The organism is Brevibacillus sp. FSL K6-0770, assembly GCF_038000275.1.
GTDB classification, from domain to species: Bacteria; Bacillota; Bacilli; order Brevibacillales; family Brevibacillaceae; genus Brevibacillus; species Brevibacillus parabrevis.
In genome coordinates, this window is record NZ_JBBOBQ010000001.1 from 4,365,543 (window position 1) to 4,380,167 (window position 14,625).

Annotated in this window: 14 protein-coding genes; 5 read left to right on the plus strand and 9 right to left on the minus strand. The window is 54.6% G+C overall.

Going from position 1 to position 14,625, the window contains the following annotated elements; all coding sequences use genetic code 11:
• Positions 1-45: 45 nt before the first annotated feature.
• The 7 genes from cimA to NST23_RS20780 all read right to left on the minus strand — a co-directional run bounded on the left by cimA (position 46) and on the right by NST23_RS20780 (position 7,790).
• Positions 46-1,668, minus strand: a complete 1,623-nt coding sequence (gene cimA / locus NST23_RS20750; protein WP_173596810.1) for a citramalate synthase — start codon at positions 1,666-1,668, stop codon at positions 46-48.
• A 118-nt stretch (positions 1,669-1,786) separates the two neighbouring features.
• On the minus strand, positions 1,787-2,626 hold the full coding sequence (locus tag NST23_RS20755; RefSeq protein WP_122963853.1) for an alpha/beta hydrolase: 840 nt from the start codon (positions 2,624-2,626) through the stop codon (positions 1,787-1,789).
• Between the two features lie 132 nt (positions 2,627-2,758).
• The gene (locus tag NST23_RS20760) at positions 2,759-3,871 is read right to left on the minus strand and encodes a YheC/YheD family endospore coat-associated protein (RefSeq protein WP_173596809.1); all 1,113 of its coding nucleotides are present in this window, start codon (positions 3,869-3,871) and stop codon (positions 2,759-2,761) included.
• A 141-nt stretch (positions 3,872-4,012) separates the two neighbouring features.
• Complete coding sequence (locus NST23_RS20765) at positions 4,013-5,206, minus strand: M20 metallopeptidase family protein (RefSeq protein ID WP_122963851.1); 1,194 nt, start codon at positions 5,204-5,206, stop codon at positions 4,013-4,015.
• A gap of 81 nt (positions 5,207-5,287) precedes the next feature.
• Complete coding sequence (locus NST23_RS20770; protein WP_173596906.1) at positions 5,288-6,286, minus strand: PHP domain-containing protein; 999 nt, start codon at positions 6,284-6,286, stop codon at positions 5,288-5,290.
• Between the two features lie 236 nt (positions 6,287-6,522).
• Positions 6,523-6,999 carry a dihydrofolate reductase gene (locus tag NST23_RS20775; protein WP_122963850.1) on the minus strand — a complete coding sequence of 159 codons (477 nt, stop codon included), beginning with the start codon at positions 6,997-6,999 and terminating at the stop codon, positions 6,523-6,525.
• Complete coding sequence (locus tag NST23_RS20780; RefSeq protein ID WP_281868110.1) at positions 6,996-7,790, minus strand: thymidylate synthase; 795 nt, start codon at positions 7,788-7,790, stop codon at positions 6,996-6,998. Before NST23_RS20780 ends, NST23_RS20775 begins: the two co-directional genes overlap by 4 nt.
• A 166-nt stretch (positions 7,791-7,956) precedes the next feature.
• On the opposite strand from NST23_RS20780, the gene pdxR (NST23_RS20785) reads away from it, so the two are divergent.
• The gene (gene pdxR, locus NST23_RS20785) at positions 7,957-9,390 is read left to right on the plus strand and encodes a MocR-like pyridoxine biosynthesis transcription factor PdxR (RefSeq protein ID WP_122963848.1); all 1,434 of its coding nucleotides are present in this window, start codon (positions 7,957-7,959) and stop codon (positions 9,388-9,390) included.
• An 88-nt stretch (positions 9,391-9,478) separates the two neighbouring features.
• Entirely contained in the window at positions 9,479-9,676 is a 198-nt protein-coding gene (locus NST23_RS20790; protein ID WP_063227951.1) for a hypothetical protein, read from the plus strand.
• 147 nt (positions 9,677-9,823) lie between these two features.
• Here NST23_RS20790 and NST23_RS20795 read toward each other — a convergent pair whose 3' ends face one another.
• On the minus strand, positions 9,824-10,027 hold the full coding sequence (locus tag NST23_RS20795) for a cold-shock protein (protein ID WP_063227950.1): 204 nt from the start codon (positions 10,025-10,027) through the stop codon (positions 9,824-9,826).
• Between the two features lie 131 nt (positions 10,028-10,158).
• Between NST23_RS20795 and NST23_RS20800 the strand changes: the two genes are divergently transcribed.
• Positions 10,159-10,617, plus strand: a complete 459-nt coding sequence (locus NST23_RS20800) for a hypothetical protein (RefSeq protein ID WP_122963847.1) — start codon at positions 10,159-10,161, stop codon at positions 10,615-10,617.
• A gap of 189 nt (positions 10,618-10,806) precedes the next feature.
• Entirely contained in the window at positions 10,807-12,270 is a 1,464-nt protein-coding gene (gene putP / locus NST23_RS20805; protein ID WP_167470273.1) for a sodium/proline symporter PutP, read from the plus strand.
• Between the two features lie 141 nt (positions 12,271-12,411).
• Here the strand turns inward: putP and pdxR (NST23_RS20810) are convergent, their stop codons facing one another.
• The gene (gene pdxR / locus NST23_RS20810) at positions 12,412-13,833 is read right to left on the minus strand and encodes a MocR-like pyridoxine biosynthesis transcription factor PdxR (protein ID WP_242774824.1); all 1,422 of its coding nucleotides are present in this window, start codon (positions 13,831-13,833) and stop codon (positions 12,412-12,414) included.
• Between the two features lie 114 nt (positions 13,834-13,947).
• On the opposite strand from pdxR (NST23_RS20810), the gene NST23_RS20815 reads away from it, so the two are divergent.
• Complete coding sequence (locus tag NST23_RS20815; protein WP_173596803.1) at positions 13,948-14,526, plus strand: GNAT family N-acetyltransferase; 579 nt, start codon at positions 13,948-13,950, stop codon at positions 14,524-14,526.
• Positions 14,527-14,625: the final 99 nt, after the last annotated feature.

Here is a 14,625-nt window from a genome sequence, read left to right on the forward strand (position 1 = left end):
CACGCTTCCTTGCATTTTTGTTCCCTTTACATGGGGTGTTTCCAACTAATGATTGACGATTCCGACCCGCGCCTCTGCTGCGGACAAATGTCCCGCTTCCTCGCAGCCTTCCCGCCACAACAAGTAGCGAATACTGTCTGCGAGCGCCTCCCAGCTTGCTTCGATTACGTTGGTAGACACCCCGACCGTGCTCCACTTCTCCCCGTTGCTTGCCGACTCGATCAGCACACGGACTTTTGCCGCTGTCGCTCCGTTTTCATCCAGAACACGCACCTTGTAGTCGGCCAGATGCATGTTGGCGATACAGGGGTAGTAGCTCTCCAGCGCTTTGCGCATGGCGTTGTCCAGCGCGTTGACAGGGCCGTTGCCATCCGCGGCTGTATGTACGCTCTCCCCGTTTACCCGCAGCTTGACTGTCGCCTCGGACGTGATCGACTGAATGGCCGCCTTTTCCATCAAAATCTTGAAAGAATCGAGCGTGAACAAATTTTTCAGCTTGCCGGCAGCCTCAAGCAGCATGAGCGTGAGCGAAGCTTCCGCGCCCTCGTACTGGTAGCCCTGGAACTCGCGCTCTTTGATGCGCGTGATAATCTCGCGGGTCTTTTCCCGATCCAGCGACAGATCGATCTCCAGCTCTTCCATTTTGGCGAGCAGATTGCTCTGTCCGGCCAGCTCGGAGACGAGCACGCGGCGCTTGTTGCCGATGTTTTCCGGCTCGATGTGCTCGTACGTTTTCGGATCGCGCAATACGGCGCTGACGTGGATTCCGCCTTTGTGGGCAAAAGCGCTGTGTCCGACAAAAGGCTGGTTGTTCGGCAGCGTCATGTTGGCGATCTCCGCCACGTAGCGCGAAAGCTGCGTCAGCTCTTGCAACTGCTCGCTGCTCACGCACTCGTAGCCGAGCTTGAGCTGCAAATTGGGCACAACAGAAATAAGGTTGACGTTGCCGCAGCGCTCCCCGATCCCGTTGATCGTTCCTTGCACTTGCTTGGCTCCCGCCTGAATCGCGGCCAAAGCGTTCGCCACAGCTACGCCGCTGTCGTTGTGCGGATGAATCCCCAGCGGCGTACGAAGTTGTCCGGCAGCCGCCTTGACGATCTCGTATACTTCGTGTGGCAGACTTCCTCCGTTTGTATCGCAAAGGACAATCCAGTCGGCCCCCGCCTCTTCGGCAGCCGCAAGCACCCGCAGGGCATACAGCGGGTTTGCTTTGTAGCCATCGAAGAAATGCTCCGCCAAAAAGAGTGTCGTCAAACCGTTCTGTTTCAAAAAGGCCACCGAATCAGCGACCATGCGCACGTTTTCTTCCAAAGTCGTCTTCAAGGCGTCCGTCACGTGCAAGTCCCATGACTTCCCGAAAATCGCCGCAGCTTCGGCACCGCTGGCGATCAGCGCCAGCAAGTTGTCGTCTGCTGCTACTGCCACATTCGGACGACAGGTGCTGCCAAAAGCCGTCACTTTGGCGTGCTGTAGCGGAATCTCGCGGATGCGCTCAAAAAACGCCATATCCTTTGGATTGCTTCCAGGCCAACCGCCCTCGATAAAATCAATTCCGAACTGATCCAGCCGCAGTGCGATCTTTATCTTGTCTTCCACCGACAGGCTGATCCCCTCTCCCTGCGTACCATCTCGCAGGGTGGTATCGTACAGATACACCTTGCTGTTCATGTTTCTTCTCCACCTATCTCTGGTATTTTCTGAATAGTCACATCATTTGAATCTTTTGACGTTACCCAGTATACCATAGCCCAAATGGATTGAAAACGCAGGAAAATCCAGGCTTTTTCTATGTCCGCGGGGTACGGACAAAAGCCGCCGTTTGCTCAATGACCGCTTCCAGTTGCGGAGAAGTTCCTGCAAACGGATGACGCGTGTTCCACGTATGGTCGCCGCCTTCTATCCAGTGCAGTTCGCTGTGCTTCGCCGCCTGATGAATCCGTTTGGCACCCTCTACCAGACGGACAAAATCTTTTTCTCCGCTCAAGATGCACAAAGGTGTTTCCATCGAAGACACTTTCGCCAAAATGTCATACGCTTCCCGGTTTTGATCCACATCCTCGATCACCGTCCGCGTAATCGGCATATCTTGCCCAGTGCGCGCATTGGCGATATAGCCGACGCCCGTTTCCGCGATTTGCTTGCGCAGTCCCGCATCAAACAAATTGACATCGGCAATTCCATTCCAGGTCACGATTCCCGCCACGCGCGGATTGCCCGCTCCGAACAGGATGGCATCCCCGCCGCCTTTGCTGTGTCCAAGCACGTACAGTCTGGATTTGTCCACATAGTCTGGCCAGACAAACTCACCGGAATCGATCCATTCGACCAGCGCTTGCAGGTCGGCAAGCTCACGCGCGTACGTGTTGCGGCCGAACTTTTCCAGCTCGTCAAATTCGGTCAAGCTCTCGCCCACACCGTTGCAGCTAAAATTAAAGCGGATCGTCGTCACGCCTCGCTTCGCCAGCTCGTCTGCCACATAGGGGAAGCTGCCCCAATCCTTGAAGCCTTTGAACCCGTGGCAAAACAGCAACAGCGGCTGGTCGGCACCCGCTGCCTCGTCTGTATGTACATTCCCCCGAAGCGTCAAGCCTTCGCCCAACTCAATCGAAAAAGCTTCCTGTCTCATGCTCATCTCCTCCATTCCTTTGTTTGTGAACCTTGCACGCCGTCAAGGAGCACGCATCCACCTGGCTATTATTATGCCGCATGCCTTGCGCAAAAGAAATGAAAAAGACCCTCCAAGCTGTGGAGAGCCTTTTCACCCGAGTCCGAATCGCTGGTCTTTCATCCGCTCATTTTTTTCGATCAAATACAAGGCGTATTCCAACGGCCTGCGCACGGCCTGCCGATAGCGCCGATGCTCCCCGAGCTGCCGGAATATTTCCCTGCCAGGCTTCGGATTGATCTCGATAATCCACACATGGCCGTGCACATCGATGCCTAAGTCAAACCCGAACTCCATCATCTGCCCGAAGTGCTGCTCGATTCTGCCGATAGTCAGCATGACAAGCTCTTTGCATTCGAGCACGATTCTTTTGGCGGCTTCTTGCCCGAAGCGGCTCGCCAAAAAAGGAATGGCCGGCATCGCCGTCCCGCCGCCGTGCAAATTGGACGTCGAAGAGCGCGTCGAGCCGATGCGTATGCCCATGCCTGTCAGCCGCCAGATGCCTTCTCCGTCTTTTTGCGCAAGCACCCTGGCATCGACGGTTCGCCCAGGCACCAGAGCCAATTGCAAACCTTGCTGGAGAAAAAACTGCTCTTTTCCGTTCTTTTCTTTTTCCATCCACGCTTCGAGCCGCTCGCATACTTTGCTGATCGAGGACAGCTTTTCCCTGCTTTTCGCCTGCTGTTTGGTTCTGCCATGCAGCAAATAGCCCTCTTCTGTTTTTTCCACGCGCAAAATGCTTCGCCCGCCCGAGCCGTTTGTCGGCTTGAGATACACCTGGCGATGGCGTTTCAGCATCGAAACCAGCGTGCTTCTTGCGTAAGCGAACGTCTCGGGCAGCCATTTCGTCAAAAACGGGTCTTCCAGCAAAATTTGATGGAGATTGAATTTATTCGTAAAACGGCTGTTGGCATAGCGGAACAAGTTTTGCTTGCGAAACGGCGGATAGTGGCTATGCTTCGCCAACGGATAATACCGATAGCGGTCTATGACAATGTCCGGCCACTCAAACCATTCGCTCTTCCAGCCTTTTTCGGCAGGGATGAAGCCTTTGATTTTCCGCTCGGACACATGCACATCCTGCGGCCCGAAAACAAAGACGTCGGCGCCCAGCTCTCTCCCTTCCTTGACCAGACGGCGAAAAAATCCCGGTTCGATAAAGCCGGATTCTCCCCGGTAGGTCAGTATGCCGATCCGTTTTCTCACTGGAGGCAGCCCCCTCCTTTGCTCATCTGATTGCCGTGTGCGGTATGCGATGCCTCATTTCAACAGTTTATGGCAAGACGCCAAAAAAGCGCCATTGCCACTGCTAGGCAAAAGCGCATCTTTGCAAGGGAAAGGTTTATACTACCCCTCTTTTTTCTCCAGATAGAGCAAAGCTGTTCGTCCGAGCAGCTCTCCGGCGATGAGCATGGAGTCTTCGTCGATGTCAAAATGCGGGTGGTGGTGCGGATACTTCGCCAGCTTCTCCGGGTTGCCGGCCCCGACAAACAAATACGCCCCAGGCACCTTTTCCAAATAGTAAGAGAAGTCTTCTCCTCCCATGAGCGGCTTCATCGGTTCCACGCGCTCCGGACCAAAGGCAGCCAGCGCCGCTTCACGGGCGATTTGCGCTTCCGCTTCATGATTGATCACCGCAGGATAGCCGCGCTCGTACGACACTTTCGCCTCTGCGCCCATCATGGCAGCCGTGCCGACAGCGATTTCCGTGAGGCGAAGCTCAGCGCGATCACGCACGTCCGGCAGGAACGAACGCACCGTTCCCGTCAGGCGACAGCTGTCTGCGATGATGTTGTTGTTGTCACCGCCGTTGAACGTCCCGACCGTCACGACGACGCTTTCCAACGGACTGACGTTGCGGCTGGCGATCGTCTGCAAATTTCCTACGATTTGCGAGCCGACCACGATCGAATCGACTGTCTCCTCAGGAACAGCGCCATGACCGCCGCGGCCCTTGATTTCGATCACAAAGTCATCTGTATTCGCCATGATCGGGCCACCGCTGATGAACACTTTGCCTACTGGCAGCATGGACCAGAGATGGACGCCAAATACAGCGTCTACGCCGTCGACTGCGCCGTCCGCTGTCATCTGGATCGCTCCGCCTGGCGATTCTTCTTCCGCGTGCTGGAACAAAAAACGGATTTCCCCGGCAAACTGGTCGCGATGCGCCGCCAGCACACTCGCCAAGCCCAACAGTTCGGAGGTATGCGCATCGTGGCCGCAGGCGTGCATGACACCAGGAACCGTCGATTTGTACGGAACATCTTTTTGATCCTGAATCGGCAACGCGTCGAAATCAGCCCGCAAAGCGACGACTTTGCCCGGACGGCTGCCCTTGAGCACTCCGATGACCCCGCGGCCGCCCACTCCTGTTTTTACTTCGTCAAACTCCAGGCCACGCAAAATTTCCGCGATCATCGCCGGAGTTTTTTCCTCTTGAAAGGACAGTTCCGGATATTGGTGAAGATGGCGGCGCCACGCGATCATTTGCGGCTCCACCTCTTTGAGCAACGATTTCAAACGTTCCTGCAACGACATGCTGTGTTCTCCTCCCGCTGGATGCATATTTATACGCTTGTCTCTATCATAGCAAAAAAGCGCACCTAGCGGGGAAGTCTGCTATTCAATCTCCATCAGGCTCCTTTTTCTGTCAGCAAAAACGGCTAAGCTGGCATATCCTGCGCGCCTCAGCTGCATTCGCGCTTCTGCGAGATGCTGCCCGACCTGATCAGGAGCTGTCGCATGGGAGGACAGCGTAATCGGCACTTCATGCTGCGCCAATATTTGCAAAAAGCGATAGCTCGGCGAAAACTCCCGCTGCGTCTGTCCGCGCACGCACGCTGTGTTCAGTTCGGTTGCCGTATCCATCCGCCGCAATGCCCGGGCGATCCGCTGATAGTACGGCAACAGCGTCATTTCATCCGCTTTCGGGTCAAACGCCCTGACCCCGTCCAGATGCGTCAAAACATCGAACAGGCCACTGTCAATCGCCTGCTCCACCACATCAAAATAACGCACGAACCATCCGGGTGATGCATGCACTTCCAGCTGCTCCTGGAGATTGCGAACGAGATAGCCTTTTCCGCCAGGGAAATGGACGGCTCCCATGCATACGTCCCACGGATATTTTTCGATCACCTCGCGCAGCTCGCCTTCCCCGCCCGGAAAATAATCCAGCTCGATCCCGATGCGAAGCGCCACCCCATCTTCCGCCCACCGCTCGCGCTCCTCTGCAAGAAACGCCACATAAGCTGGCAAAGAGTCGTTCGCCATCTGTCCAAGCCACTGCCGCTGCGCTTTGCCTAAACGGTCGTGCCCCACGTGAATAAATTGCTCATAATAAGGACGAAAATCGGCAAAGCGATACAAATGCTCGACGACGCACACTTGCGAGATGCCAGCTTGTTTCGCCCGCGCCCGGTACAAATCCAGCCACTCCCTGGAGTAAGGCCCTCTTTGGAGCCTGTGGGCAAGCCCCTTGACCAGCTCGTGTGCCCAGCCCCTGCTTCCGCTCTCTTGCTTTTCGTCCAGAAGCGGCCGCAGTGCGCACGCTTGCCCGACCAACCAGTCCAGCGAATACGGTCCCTCTTCCAGATGCACATGAAAGTCGACTTTCATCCCATCCCCCCTGCGGTTTGTCCAACCGTTTTCTACTGTTTGTATGCGCGAAACCGCCGGGATATGTATGAAGGCTCTGTGTCGTTCCTCCCAGGCTGCGAGCCGCTTGTCCGGGACTTTTCGATCTGGATACAACAAGACGGTCACATCCAATTTCATGAAAAACGCCGAGACGTTTTGCACAAAAAAACCCCCTGATGTTCAGGAGGCAGTTTGCCCGGTTTCAACGGGAAGGGCTAACCATTTTTGCGTTCATACACGTAAAACGTATGCGGGTAGGCATTCTTTTCATCGACAACACCTTCGCGCTTGTCCACAAGCACAAACGCGTCTTTGTCCCACGCAGGGAAAAACGTGTCGCCCTCTGTTTCCAGCTCGATTTCGGTAATGTACATGCGATCTACCACGTCCAGGAACTGCCCGTAAATGTTGGCGCCGCCAAAAATGATGACGTCGCCCAGAGCGAGCACTTCTTCCTTCGTATGGACGACATCGACACCTTCCGGATGAAAGTCGCGGCTTCTCGTCAGCACGACATTTCGTCTGTTCGGCAGCGGTCTGCCGATCGATTCGAACGTCTTGCGGCCCATCACAATCGTGTTCCCTGTCGTGATTTCCTTGACGTTTTTCAAATCGGCGGGCAGGCTCCACGGCATGTCGCCATCTTTGCCGATCACCTGATTTTTCGCGTAGGCCACAATCAGACTGATCATACAGCCACCTCGCCTTTGATGTGCGGATGGGCCTCGTAATCGACGATTTCAATGTCGTCATACGTGAAGTCAAAAATGGACGTCACTTCTGGATTAAGCTTCAGCTTAGGCAACGGCTTCGGCTCGCGAGTGAGTTGCAGCTTCACTTGTTCGATATGGTTTGTATACAAGTGCGCGTCTCCCAGCGTGTGAACGAAGTCGCCCACCTCAAGTCCGGTCACATGGGCAACCATATGCGTCAAAAGCGCATAGGAAGCGATGTTGAACGGCACCCCCAAAAACGTGTCGGCACTGCGCTGGTACAACTGACACGACAGCTTGCCGTCTGCCACATAAAACTGGAACAGCAAATGACACGGCGGCAAGGCCATCTCCGCGAGATCAGCCGGATTCCACGCACTGACGATCAGGCGTCTTGAGTCGGGATTTTTTTTGATTTCGTCGATCACCCACTGGATTTGGTCGACCGTCTTGCCGTCGCGCCCGACAAAAGAACGCCACTGCTTTCCGTAGACGGGTCCCAAGTCGCCGTTTTCATCCGCCCACTCATTCCAAATCCGCACCCCATTTTCCTGCAGGTAGCGCACATTCGTGTCTCCGGCCAAAAACCACAGCAACTCGTGAATGATCGATTTCATATGTAGTTTTTTCGTCGTGACCAGCGGGAAGCCCTCGCTCAGGTCAAAACGCATCTGGTGTCCAAAAATGCTAATCGTTCCTGTGCCTGTCCGATCCTCTTTCGTCACGCCTTCTGTCAAAATGCGCTGGCACAAGTCTAAATATTGTTTCATCCCCACCACTCCTTCCGTTCTCTATACTAAACAAAGCTGGTCGAAAAGGAAAGCCTTCCATTGCGTGGTATAATAGGCTGGATGATTTTGGTTTTGGAACCGTTTTGGAACCGTTTTGAAACCTTTTGAAAACCGGAAACGACCACGTACAGAAAGCAGGATTGGCATGGATGACAAGACAGCAGGGCCAAAAAACAAGCCTTTATATAAACAAATTGCCGAACAGATCGAGCAGCGCATCAGCAGCGGCGAGTTCGGCCCGGGCAGCAGTCTGCCCTCGGAGCGCTCACTGGCAAAAGAACTCGGGGTCAACCGTTCGACGATCGTCGCCGTCTATGATGAATTGCAGGCCGCCGGGATCGTAGAGCGCAAGCAAGGGAGTGGAACACTCGTCAGTCAGGACATCTGGGGGCTGGCTCGCACGCGTGTGCCGAACTGGCGGCATTTGACGGAAACCGGGTCGTTCAGGCCCAATTTGCCGCTGATCCGCAAAATCCGCAGGGAGACGCAGGAAAATGAACTGATCGATCTGGCGAGCGGCGAGCTTTCGCCTGACCTCGTTCCCCGCCACACGCTGTCGCACTTGATCAGCCCGGACGATTTTCCCGATCACCTCGGCTATGAGCATCCGCAGGGCAACTGGTCGCTGCGCGAAACGCTCGGCAAACACATGAAAGAATGGCGAAACATCGAAGCGCCTGCCACGTCGATCATGATTACATCGGGAGCGCAGCAAGCCCTCCACCTCGTCGTGCAATGCCTGCTCAAGCCAGGTGACGCCGTGGCGATCGAGGCGCCATCGTATTGTCACTCCCTGCCGTTGTTTCATTCAGCAGGACTGCGCACCTTTTCGCTGCCCGTAGAGCAAAACGGCATCGATCCGAACCATTTGGCTGAACTGCATCGCAAGCACCGGATCAAAATGGTGTTTCTCAACCCGAACTTTCAAAATCCGACAGGCACTTTGCTGTCGCTGGCCCGGCGGCAACAGCTGCTCGCTTTTTCCGCCGAAAACGGCATCCCGATCATCGAGGACGATCCGTACAGCTTGACTTCGTTTTCCAAAGAGCCGATCCCTACCCTCAAATCGTTGGATAAACACGGCACGGTTTTGTATATCAGCTCGCTGACCAAAATCGTCGCTTCCGGCTTGCGCATCGGCTGGATCGTCGGGCCGCAGACGGTTATCGAGCGGCTGGCGGATGCGAAGCAGCAGTTTGATTTTGGACACAGCATTTTCCCGCAGTGGCTGGCGGACCGTTTTTTGGCTTCGCCTGACTTTGCCCAGCACGTCGATCGGTTGCGCACCCAACTGGCTTTGCGCCACGATCAGCTGCTGTTTTCCCTAGAGGACAAGTTCGGCGAGCAAGTCGCCATGGCAGGTGCACAAGGCGGCATTCATCTGTGGTGCCGCTTTGCCGGAACATGGAGTGAGCAGCAGCTTTTGACGGAAGCGGTCAAGCGCGGCGTGGTCTTCGTACCCGGCCACTTGTTCGGAGCAGAGCCGGGCCACGTACGCTTTACTTTTGGCAGAGCTTCCCTTGCGCAAATTCCTGCTGCTGTGGAACGGTTTGCGGAAGCTTTTGCCGCAAGTGGATGAGCAAAAAAACAGCCAAGTGGATGGCCCCTTTTTTTGACGGACGGTATATGATCAAAGCAGAGTGATACAGAAAGGACGATTGACCGTCATGAGTATTTATCCCTTTATTATTGCCGTCATCATCCTCGTGGTCATCGCTTTTGTCGCCACGTTCCTGATCGGCTTGAAACCGACGGAAGGCAAGCAACTGAGCTTCAAGCAACGTTCGCGCAACCTTTTGCTCATATACGGATGTATTACGTCGATGCTTGTCATTGCTTTGGCTGTATTTCTATACAATGTATAAGTCTGACAACGCCAATCTGTTGCGAATGGAATCGAATCGATGATCAACAAAGACGCCGTCTGCCCTGGCTGGGTATGACGGCGTCCAGAATGGAAAGATGACGGCTTAGGTCATCTGCTGTTTGTAAGTGACTGAAAAAGTTGTGCCCTAGCTTTTGCGCGCTACGTTGGCTGCTTGCAATCCTCGCTGCCCATTCACAATCTCGAAGACAACCTGCTCGCCTTCCTCCAAATTCCGGTAGCCTGTGCCGGTGATCGCTGAATAGTGCACGAACACGTCAGGTCCTCCATCCCGCTCAATGAAACCGTATCCTTTTTCCTTGCTGAACCATTTCACTTTCCCTTGAATCATTGCGTTTCCTCCCTGTAATCAGTGCAGCTCTTACGCTTACCTCATCATATGCGGATGCGCCGAAAGTGGATATACAGTAAAATAAATAAAGTACGCTATAAGAGCGCGTGAAAGGAGTGGAGCAACACTATATGAAAAAAGCATGGATCATTGGCTGCGCCCTGATGCTTACAGCATGCTCGGAAATTTCCGAAGGGGTGCAGACGGCACAGCAGGCAGTAGAGACAGGCAAGCAAGCGATTGAAGTCGGCAAACAAGCCGTGGAAGCAGGGAAGCAACTGGCAGAATCGGAAGTTGCCCAGCAATTGCAAACGTACCTCCAGCAAAAGTACGAATCGTCTGAGTCGCTGCGCAATGCGATGTTCAGCGGCGACGGTCAGTTGCTTGTCGACGAGTTGCAAAAGACCGAACTCGCTACCTTCAGCTTTTACAAATCCGACACGTTCGGAGTGGAATACACAGGCAAGCTTGCCGCAAACGGATCGTTTCAGGTGCTGAAGCACGACCTGAACAATCCAAGTGCAGAGCCTACCGTCGTGAAAGAGTTTAAAGTCAGTCTCGACAGCAATGGACAAATTCAAGTCCAATAAAAAAGTAAATAATTAGCAAACGAACCTGCGATAGCGATATCGCGGGTTTTTTAGTTCAATTAAAAACTTTTTATTGCTTCTCTACACAATTTTCTGTGTTTTGTTCTAGATTTTCATATCTGGGCATGATAATGTGTAAGACGTTACTATAATTTTTATAAATATACAACACAACAAGAGGTGCTATCCATGAATATGCTGCTCGCGTCCATTATTGTGTACATGCTAGGCATGCTGCTCATCGGCTACTATGCCTACAAGCGTACCTCCAATCTGACTGACTACATGCTCGGCGGTCGGTCACTCGGCCCAACCGTCACCGCCCTGAGCGCGGGAGCCTCCGACATGAGCGGCTGGCTGATGATGGGCTTGCCCGGTGCGATGTTCGCCTCTGGTTTAAGCGCATCGTGGATTGCCATCGGACTGACTCTCGGTGCGTATGCAAACTGGCTGTATGTAGCGCCGCGCCTGCGAACGTACACAGAGGTAGCCAACAACTCCATCACGATTCCGGCCTACCTGGAAAACCGCTTCGGGGATAGCTCCCGCATGCTGCGTCTCGTCTCTGCTCTCGTCATCATGGTCTTTTTTACGTTTTACGTCTCGTCCGGTCTCGTTTCTGGCGGCGTCCTGTTTGAAAATACGTTCCACATGGACTACCACACTGGTTTGTGGATTGTCGGCCTCGTTACCATCGCGTACACGCTGTTTGGCGGCTTCCTCGCCGTAAGCTGGACCGATGCCGTGCAAGGACTGATCATGGTCATCGCGCTCATCCTCGTTCCGCTGGTGACGATTTTGACCGTTGGCGGTGTGGGTGAAACTTTTACAACGATCCAGGCGGTGGACCCGTCCCTGCTTGATATTTTCAAAGGGACAAGCTTGCTCGGCATCATCTCCCTGTTCGCCTGGGGGCTTGGTTACTTCGGGCAGCCGCACATCATCGTCCGCTTTATGGCGATTACTTCTACAAAAGAAATCAAGAAAGCGCGTTCAATCGGAATGGGCTGGATGATCTTCTCGGTTGCCGGAGCCATGCTGACGGGTCTGATCGGTATCGCCCTGTACTCGAAACAAGGCTGGACGATTGCCGACCCTGAGACGATCTTCATTCAGCTCGGCACCGTGTTGTTCCACCCGATTATCACCGGATTCTTGCTCGCTGCGATTTTGGCTGCGATCATGAGTACGATTTCGTCCCAGTTGCTCGTGACGTCCAGCTCACTGACAGAAGACATTTTCAAGACGTTTCTCAAACGCTCTGCAAGCGACAAGGAGCTTGTGACCGTTGGCCGCCTCTCCGTCCTGCTCGTCGCTGTCATCGCCTTTTTGCTCGCATTGGACAAAAATGACACGATTCTCGATCTCGTCGGTTACGCTTGGGCCGGATTCGGCGCTTCGTTCGGCCCTGTAATCCTGCTCTCCCTGTACTGGAAACGGATGAACAAGTGGGGCGCACTCTCCGGCATGATCGCCGGCGCCTTGACCGTGATCATCTGGACGCGTTTCGATGTGCTGAAAGACTTCCTGTACGAAATGGTTCCAGGCTTTGCGATGAGCCTGCTTGCCATCGTGATCGTCAGCAAGCTGACCAGCTCTCCATCCAAAGCAGTAACGGATCAGTTCGATCAGTACAAAAAAGTAACGGAATAAGCTGGACGAGTGAATGAAAGAAACGCCCGAGCCTTGCCGATTGTGCAAGTGCTTGGGCGTTTTGCTGTCGCGAGCGCAGCCTGTGCTTGCTTTTCCTCTTCCCATCGTGATGATTCCTGATTCTCCGGGCACAATCGCCCGCTACGCGTCCGACCACGCTTTTGCCAGCAGGCGAATCCCTTCCCGTATATCGTCCTCCTCCATCCCGCCAAAGCCGACGATGATGCGCGGCAGCTCCATGTCCGGGGCCGTCATCCAGTTGCGCCCGCTCGAATACACGCGGATTCCCGCTTCCCAAGCCGCTGCGATCAGCTCTGCCTCGCACTGCTTCGTATGTACCGCAAGCAAAATGTGCAGCCCGGCAGAATGGCCGAGCACCGTGACGGTAGGTGGCATATAGTCGCGGATCGCTTGCAGCAGGATCGCATGCTTGCGCTGATAGATCGTGCGCATTTTCCGCACATGCTTCTCCCAGTGCCCTTTTTGCATGAACAGCTGCATCGTCCGTTGCAGGTGGCGCGACACCACAGCGGGATAGGCTTGAAACGATTGCAAATAGCGCTCAAGCAGTTCCGCTGGCAGCACCATATAGTCCATTCGCAGAGCCGGGGAGAACGCTTTGGAAAAATTGCCGACATAAACGACGCGCCCCTCCCGATCCAGTCCTTGCAAAGAGGGCGTCGGCTGCACATTATAGCGAAATTCTCCATCGTAGTCGTTTTCGATGATGATCCCGTTTGTGCGCTCCGCCCATTGCAACAGCCGCTGCCGCTGCGCAATCGGCATGACCATTCCGTACGGATACTGGTGCGAAGGTGTCGTATAGACAACCGTTGCCCCGCTCTGCGCAAGGCATTGGATAGATAGCCCGTCAGCGTCCAGCGGAATCGGAACCACTTCATACCCGTGCTGCGAAAACACAATCCGCGCATCGGCATAGCCGGGTTCTTCCACCGCGATCACGCGATGCCGATCCGCAAGCAACAGGCACAAGAAGCTGAGCGATTGCTGCAGTCCCGTTCCGATCCATATTTGCTCAGGCGTACAAGCGAGCGTGCGCGCCCTGCGCAAATAGCTCGCCAGCTGTTCCCGCAGCTCCCACTCCCCCTGATCGTCTCCGTAAAAAGCGAAATCGTCCGGATAGCGGTCCAGTGCTTCCAGCATGCACGACCGCCAGGCTGCATACGGAAAATGCTTCGTATCCACGACGGAGCCGTGAAAATTAAAGCGGCAGCTCAAATGATCGCCCTTTTTCTTTTTCAGGCTCCATGCTTTTTGCCGAATGTCCGCCCCTCCCTGCTCCGGCTCCCCCCACACCTCCACCTGTGCGGCAAAAAAACCGCTGCGCTCCCGGCTCGTCAAATAACCTTCGGCAAGCAGCTGCTGATAGGCGGCTTCTACCGTATTTTTCGCTACACCGCTCGCCTCTGCCATCTGGCGGATCGATGGCATCCGCGTGCCCGCCGCAATCTCGCCCGACACGATTTGCTTGCTGATTTGCCTGTACAACTGCCGATAGAGCGGCTCACTGGCATCGTTATGTAAAGTGGGCGTAAACTCCATGTGCTTCGCCTCCTTTTTGTCCCTATTAAAAACACGCACTCTGTCCCTATGTATGCAGAACATTTTCCCGTACAGTAATGGTAACAGATTGTTCAAGCAGAGAGGAGAAAAATCATGCACGTCCATTTGCAAGGAAAAAAAGTTTTGTTGCGCGACATCCGCCATGAGGATATCGATACGCTCTACTACTGGAACTACGAAGCGAAAGACCGGGAGCATCTCAACTGGAACGGCCCGTACAAGCCGCTCGATCCAATGACGCTGGACGAGTACCGCACCCTGCCTCGCCACGCGGAATCACTCGCGCTGGCCGGCACAGATGCTCCACGCACACAGCTGATCATCGAGATCGACGGAGAGCTGCGCGGCAGTGTCGGCCGATATTGGGTATCCCAGGAGACGAACTGGTTTGAAATCGGCATTGTCATTTACGATTCGCGCTACTGGTCAAATGGCTACGGGCAGGAAGCGTTCGCGATGTGGATGGATTACCTGTTCACCCATATGGATACGGTGCGGCTGGGAATCGGCACCTGGTCGGGCAATGAGCGCATGATCAAGCTCGCCGCTCGACTCGGCATGCAGGAAGAAGCCAGAGTGCGAAAAGCGCGGATCGTTCGCGGCGAATACTACGATGCGATCAAGATGGGCATTTTGCGCGAGGAATGGGAGCAGCTTGCGCGGAAACAATAGCCACATCGCCAAAAGAAAGCAGGCTGCGCCCCCCATGCTCAGGCACAGCCAACAACAAAAGGCAGTCACGCCCGTCATTTGCCTGACGAGAGCGCGAAC

Bases quoted from the DNA above. Each gene is read 5' to 3' on its own strand.
- cimA (WP_173596810.1), bottom strand. From the start codon at position 1,668: ATGAACAGCAAGGTGTATCTGTACGATACCACCCTGCGAGATGGTACG.
- NST23_RS20755 (WP_122963853.1), bottom strand. From the start codon at position 2,626: ATGAGACAGGAAGCTTTTTCGATTGAGTTGGGCGAAGGCTTGACGCTT.
- NST23_RS20765 (WP_122963851.1), bottom strand. From the start codon at position 5,206: ATGTCGTTGCAGGAACGTTTGAAATCGTTGCTCAAAGAGGTGGAGCCG.
- NST23_RS20770 (WP_173596906.1), bottom strand. From the start codon at position 6,286: ATGAAAGTCGACTTTCATGTGCATCTGGAAGAGGGACCGTATTCGCTG.
- NST23_RS20775 (WP_122963850.1), bottom strand. From the start codon at position 6,999: ATGATCAGTCTGATTGTGGCCTACGCGAAAAATCAGGTGATCGGCAAA.
- NST23_RS20780 (WP_281868110.1), bottom strand. From the start codon at position 7,790: ATGAAACAATATTTAGACTTGTGCCAGCGCATTTTGACAGAAGGCGTG.
- pdxR (WP_122963848.1), top strand. From the start codon at position 7,957: ATGGATGACAAGACAGCAGGGCCAAAAAACAAGCCTTTATATAAACAA.
- NST23_RS20790 (WP_063227951.1), top strand. From the start codon at position 9,479: ATGAGTATTTATCCCTTTATTATTGCCGTCATCATCCTCGTGGTCATC.
- NST23_RS20795 (WP_063227950.1), bottom strand. From the start codon at position 10,027: ATGATTCAAGGGAAAGTGAAATGGTTCAGCAAGGAAAAAGGATACGGT.
- NST23_RS20800 (WP_122963847.1), top strand. From the start codon at position 10,159: ATGAAAAAAGCATGGATCATTGGCTGCGCCCTGATGCTTACAGCATGC.
- putP (WP_167470273.1), top strand. From the start codon at position 10,807: ATGAATATGCTGCTCGCGTCCATTATTGTGTACATGCTAGGCATGCTG.
- pdxR (WP_242774824.1), bottom strand. From the start codon at position 13,833: ATGGAGTTTACGCCCACTTTACATAACGATGCCAGTGAGCCGCTCTAT.
- NST23_RS20815 (WP_173596803.1), top strand. From the start codon at position 13,948: ATGCACGTCCATTTGCAAGGAAAAAAAGTTTTGTTGCGCGACATCCGC.